The 5,376-nt window shown below is 37.9% G+C and carries 4 protein-coding genes; 3 read left to right on the plus strand and 1 reads right to left on the minus strand.

The genetic code is table 11. From position 1 onward, the window contains the following. The 3 genes from ppsA to AC1DTM_RS17625 all read left to right on the plus strand — a co-directional run. On the plus strand, positions 1-1,976 hold a 1,976-nt coding region (ppsA, locus tag AC1DTM_RS17615; RefSeq protein WP_477000566.1), incomplete at its 5' end, for a phosphoenolpyruvate synthase. 55 nt (positions 1,977-2,031) lie between these two features. Beyond that, positions 2,032-2,205: a hypothetical protein gene (locus AC1DTM_RS17620; RefSeq protein WP_016105326.1), complete on the plus strand. Its 174-nt coding sequence runs from the start codon at positions 2,032-2,034 to the stop codon at positions 2,203-2,205. A 112-nt stretch (positions 2,206-2,317) separates the two neighbouring features. Continuing rightward, positions 2,318-4,705 (plus strand): immune inhibitor A domain-containing protein, encoded by a 2,388-nt coding sequence (locus AC1DTM_RS17625; protein WP_477000567.1) that lies wholly within the window; start codon positions 2,318-2,320, stop codon positions 4,703-4,705. A gap of 159 nt (positions 4,706-4,864) precedes the next feature. Here AC1DTM_RS17625 and AC1DTM_RS17630 read toward each other — a convergent pair whose 3' ends face one another. Beyond that, entirely contained in the window at positions 4,865-5,371 is a 507-nt protein-coding gene (locus AC1DTM_RS17630) for a TetR-like C-terminal domain-containing protein (RefSeq protein WP_477000568.1), read from the minus strand. Between the last annotated feature and the right edge of the window lie 5 nt (positions 5,372-5,376).

Below are 5,376 nucleotides of genomic sequence, written 5' to 3' on the forward strand. Positions count from 1 at the left end.
GTTTTGGACTTGGCGAGGCATTAGTATCAGGACTGGTCTCTGCTGATAATTATAAAGTAAAAGAAGGCGAAATCGCCGAGAAGATGATCGCAACTAAAAAATTGGCTATCTATGCCTTAAAAGAGGGCGGAACAGAGACGAAACAAATCAATCTCGCTCAGCAAAAGATTCAAACGCTTACGGAACAACAAATATTACAACTAGCACAGATTGGAAGACAGATCGAAGCTTATTTTGGCTGCCCACAAGATATTGAATGGTGTTTAGTTAATGACACATTTTATATTGTTCAAAGCAGGCCGATAACGACTTTATATCCAATTCCAGAAGCAAATGATCAGGAAAATCATGTGTATGTATCGGTTGGTCACCAACAAATGATGACCGATCCTTTGAAGCCGTTAGGAATGTCTTTATTCCAGTTAACATCCTTTGGACCGAGGTTTCAAGCTGGAGGAAGGCTGTTTGTTGATGTTGCACAAAGACTGGCGTCGCCTGCTAGTAGAGAATTTTTATTAAATACAATAGGGAACTCGGAGCCGCTTATTAAAGATGCATTAACGACTGTAATAGAGCGAGATAATTTTATCAAATTGTTACCGGATGATGAAAAAGAAAAGGGTCTTGGTAAAAGTATGCCACCTGCAAGTTCACAACCACAAATCGAAAGCGATCCGGCAATCGTTATGGATTTAATAAAGAATAGTCAAGCATCGATCGAAGAGTTAAAACAAAACATTCAAACGAAATCAGGGCTGGATGTACTTGATTTTATTTTAGAAGATATCCAGCAATTAAAGAAAATATTATTTCACCCGCAAAGTATGGCTGTCCTTATGGCAGGTATGAATGCTTCATCATGGATCAATGAAAAGATGGAGCAATGGCTAGGTGAAAAAAACGTAGCAGACACACTTTCACAATCTGTACAAAACAATATTACGTCGGAAATGGGTCTAGCATTACTCGATGTTGCAGATGTGATTCGGCCATATCCAGAAGTCATTGCGTATTTACAGCATATAGAAGATGACAGTTTTTTAGATGAGCTAGTTAAGTTTGAAGGCGGGGATAAAGCACAAGATGCAATCTATGCTTTTCTGAATAAATACGGAATGAGATGCAGCGGAGAAATCGATATCACAAAAACGCGCTGGAGTGAAAAGCCAACTACAATTATCCCGATGATTTTAAATAACATAAGAGATTTTGAAATTGGTGCTGGTAAAAGGAAATTTGAAGCAGGGCTGCAGGAAGCTTTGAAAAAAGAAGAAGAGTTGTTAGAGCGATTGCAGCACTTGCCGGATGGTAAACAAAAAATAGAAGAGACGAAGCGAATGATTCGTAACATCCGGAATTTTATCGGTTATCGTGAATATCCAAAGTACGGCATGATTAATCGCTATTTCATATATAAGCAGGCAATATTAAAAGAAGCCGAGCAACTCGTGCAAAATAGTGTTATTCATGAAATAGAAGATATATACTATCTAACTTTTGAAGAGCTTCACGAAGTTGTTTGTACAAATAAACTAGATTACAAAGTCATCAATAATCGGAAAAATGAGCACAAATTATATGAAAAACTAACGCCTCCGCGTGTTATTACGTCTGATGGTGAAATCATTACAGGCAAGTACAAACGAGAAAACCTTCCGGCCGAAGCAATTGTAGGTCTACCTGTTTCTTCAGGAGTTATAGAGGGGAGAGCTCGCGTTATTTTAAACATGGAAGATGCGAATTTAGAAGATGGAGATATATTAGTTACCGCATTTACTGATCCTGGCTGGACACCATTGTTTGTATCTATAAAAGGGTTAGTCACCGAAGTTGGCGGACTCATGACACATGGAGCAGTTATTGCACGTGAATATGGATTACCAGCAGTCGTCGGAGTAGAGAATGCTACAAAACTAATAAAAGACGGGCAACGAATTCGGGTACATGGAACAGAAGGGTATATTGAGATACTGTAGTTGTATTTTAGATAAATAAAGAAATCGTCCACTAAATATAGTGGACGATTTCTTTATGATTTTAAGTCAACTGCTATCACCTGAAACTGAAGATCAAAATAAAAATGAGCATATGGATTGGATTTCTTTGGATGTCCTTGTCGTAGAAGAAAACATACATGCCACGATTCTAATTCACATGCAAGAAGCAACCATAAATATCGATGAATCAGAATGTATACCAATCTAAAACAAAGAATATTTTCAAAAATATTACAAATCAAGACAGTATATTGCAAATTATTAGAATATTCTTTATTATATAAACGTTGTAACGTATTTAATATTGGGGAGGAATGGGGATGAAGAAAAAGCCTTTTAAAGTGCTGTCTACGCTTGCGGCGACAGCTGTGCTTAGTTGCACATTTGGATTTGGTAGTCAATCTGTTTATGCGGCGACGCCGTCTAATGTAGGAGCTTTAAGTCCAATTGATGAAAATTTAATTCCAGAGGAGCGCTTAGCAGATGCGCTCAAGAAACGCGGTGTAATTAGTGAATCTACGTCGAAAGAAGACACATTAAAAGCTGTTGAAAAATACGTAGAGAAGAAAAAAGGCGAAAATGCTGGAAAAGAACCAGCAGCGGGGGACAGTGTTACGAGAGAAGCTTCTGATTTTTTGAAAAAGGTTAAAGATGCAAAAGCAGATGAGAAAGAAAAAGCAAATCAACCTATTAGTGGCCCGGTAGCTGGACAAGAGCCRGTTAAAGGGGGATTAAACGGCAAAGTACCAACTACTTCAGCGAAGCAAAAACAATATAACGGTGATGTTCGTAAAGATAAAGTTCTTGTATTGCTAGTAGAGTTTGCTGACTTTAAGCATAACAATATTGATCAAGTACCAGGTTATATGTATTCAAATGATTTTAATCCAGAACATTATCAAAAAATGTTATTTGGTAATGAGCCGTTTACACTCTTTGATGGTTCAAAAGTCCCAACATTTAAACAATATTATGAAGAGCAATCTGGTGGTAGTTATACAGTCGATGGGACAGTAACAAAGTGGTTGACAGTTCCAGGTACAGCAGCGGATTATGGTGCAGATGCAGGAGATGGCGGTCATGATAATAAAGGACCAAAAGGACCTCGTGATTTTGTAAAAGAGGCATTAAATGCAGCTGTAGAAAGTGGTATTGATTTATCTGAATTTGACCAATACGATCAATATGACAATAATGGTGATGGCAATAAAAACGAATCAGATGGTCTTATTGATCACTTAATGGTCATTCACGCTGGAGTTGGGCAAGATGGAGGCGGTGGTAGACTAGGTGATGATGCAATTTGGTCACATCGCTGGAACCTTGGAACACCATATCCAATTGAAGGAACAAAAGCAAAGGTTGATAACTGGGGCGGCAAAATGGCAGCATACGACTACACAATTGAGCCAGAAGACGGAGCAGTTGGTGTATTCGCACATGAATTTGGTCATGATTTAGGTCTTCCAGATGAGTATGATACGAAGTACTCAGGATCAGGTGAGCCAATTAATTCTTGGTCTGTTATGAGCGGCGGCAGCTGGGCTGGTAAAATTGCAGGTTCAACGCCACCGAGTTTCTCTCCGCAAAACAAAGAGTTCTTTCAAAAGAACATGGGTGGAAACTGGGCAAATATTGTAGAGATTGACTATGATAAATTAAATCGCGGTATAGGTCTTGCGACGTACTTAGATCAAAGTGTAACGAAATCAGCTCGTCCTGGTCTGATTCGCGTTAACTTACCAGATAAAGATGTAAAAGGTATTCAGCCTGCATTCGGTAAGAAATATTACTATAGTACAAAAGGTGATAATCTTCATACAACAATAGAAACGCCAGTGTTTGATTTAACAAATGCAACAATGGCGAAGTTTGATTACAAATCATTGTATGAAATTGAAACAGATTATGACTTCCTTGAAGTACATGCAGTGACAGAGGATGATAAGAAAACGTTAGTGGATCGAATTGGCGAAAAGAATGTGAAAAATGGTCTAGACACAACGGATGGTAAATGGGTAGATAAGTCATATGACTTAAGCCAATTTAAAGGACAAAAAATAAAACTGGTATTCGAATACATTACAGATGGTGGTTTAGCACCGAACGGTTTTACTCTTGATAACGCTACATTAACTGTAGATGGAAATGTTGTGTTCTCTGATGATGCAGAAGGCGAAGCGAAATTAAAATTAAATGGTTTCGTTACAGCAAACGGTTTTGATAAGAAGAAACATAACTATTATTTAGAGTGGAGAAACTACGCTGGTGCTGATCAAGCGTTAAAATATAGCGKTGGTGTACCGTATAATACAGGTCTTGTTGTATGGTATGCAGACTCTAGCTTTACAGATAATTGGGTAGGTATGCATCCAGGCGAAGGTTTCTTAGGGGTTGTTGACTCTCACCCAGAGGCAATTGTTGGAACGCTAAACGGCAAACCAACTGTTAAAAATAGTACACGATACCAAATCGCAGATGCTGCGTTCTCCTTTAACCAAACGCCAGCATGGAAAGTTGTATCTCCAACACGCGGAACATATGATTACAAAGGGTTACCAGGTGTAACGAAGTTTGATGATTCTAAATCGTATATGAACGATTTAATCCCAGATGCAGGACGTAAAGCACCGAAGTTTGGATTGAAATTTGAAGTAGTTGGACAAGCAGATGATAATACTGCAGGTGCAGTTCGTTTATATCGTTAATAATGGAGAAGCTGTTGAAGAGGATTTCTTTCAACAGCTTTTTTCATAGGAACATAAATTTCAAGTTATTAATAATAATAGTAACTACTCAGCCATATATTTCATTTAGAAGTTTGTTGATGTTCAGATTGATTAAATCATGTTTCTATGCAGGCAAGCTTATTTTTTTAAGCCAGCTGCATAAAAGGGTCCATGAACTGCGATTGTTGATAAAATACGAGCAATTTCCTCCGGTGTTTCTTTTTGTCCATTATTTAACCATTGCTGAATGACACCTATATGAGCAGATGCCATATAAGAAGCTAAGTATTGACTTGGAACAAGTAAATTTTCCTTATTAATGAGAGCGCCATTCGTATCTTCAAATAGTGTTTTCCACATGAAGTCTTTCAATTTTGTTTGGAAAGATAAATCTCCTTTTGGGCTTAGTACAGCTTTCATAAAATCACTATTTTCGTTTAAAAATTCAAGGATAGAAGTGATAAGTACAAACGGCGTTGTCGGAGAAGGATTTGATCCAAGTTCAGCAATCATCTTTATTGCGATAAGTAAAATGCCGATTAGTACACGAAAAGAAAACTTCATATTAAAAATAAAACAAATAGTAACAGGAGCTATCGCGGCGCTTGTAATTGGATTTGGACTGACGTGGATCGCAGACGGAATGGTAG

The sequence above is a fragment of the Bacillus sp. P4_D3 genome (genome assembly GCF_056401855.1).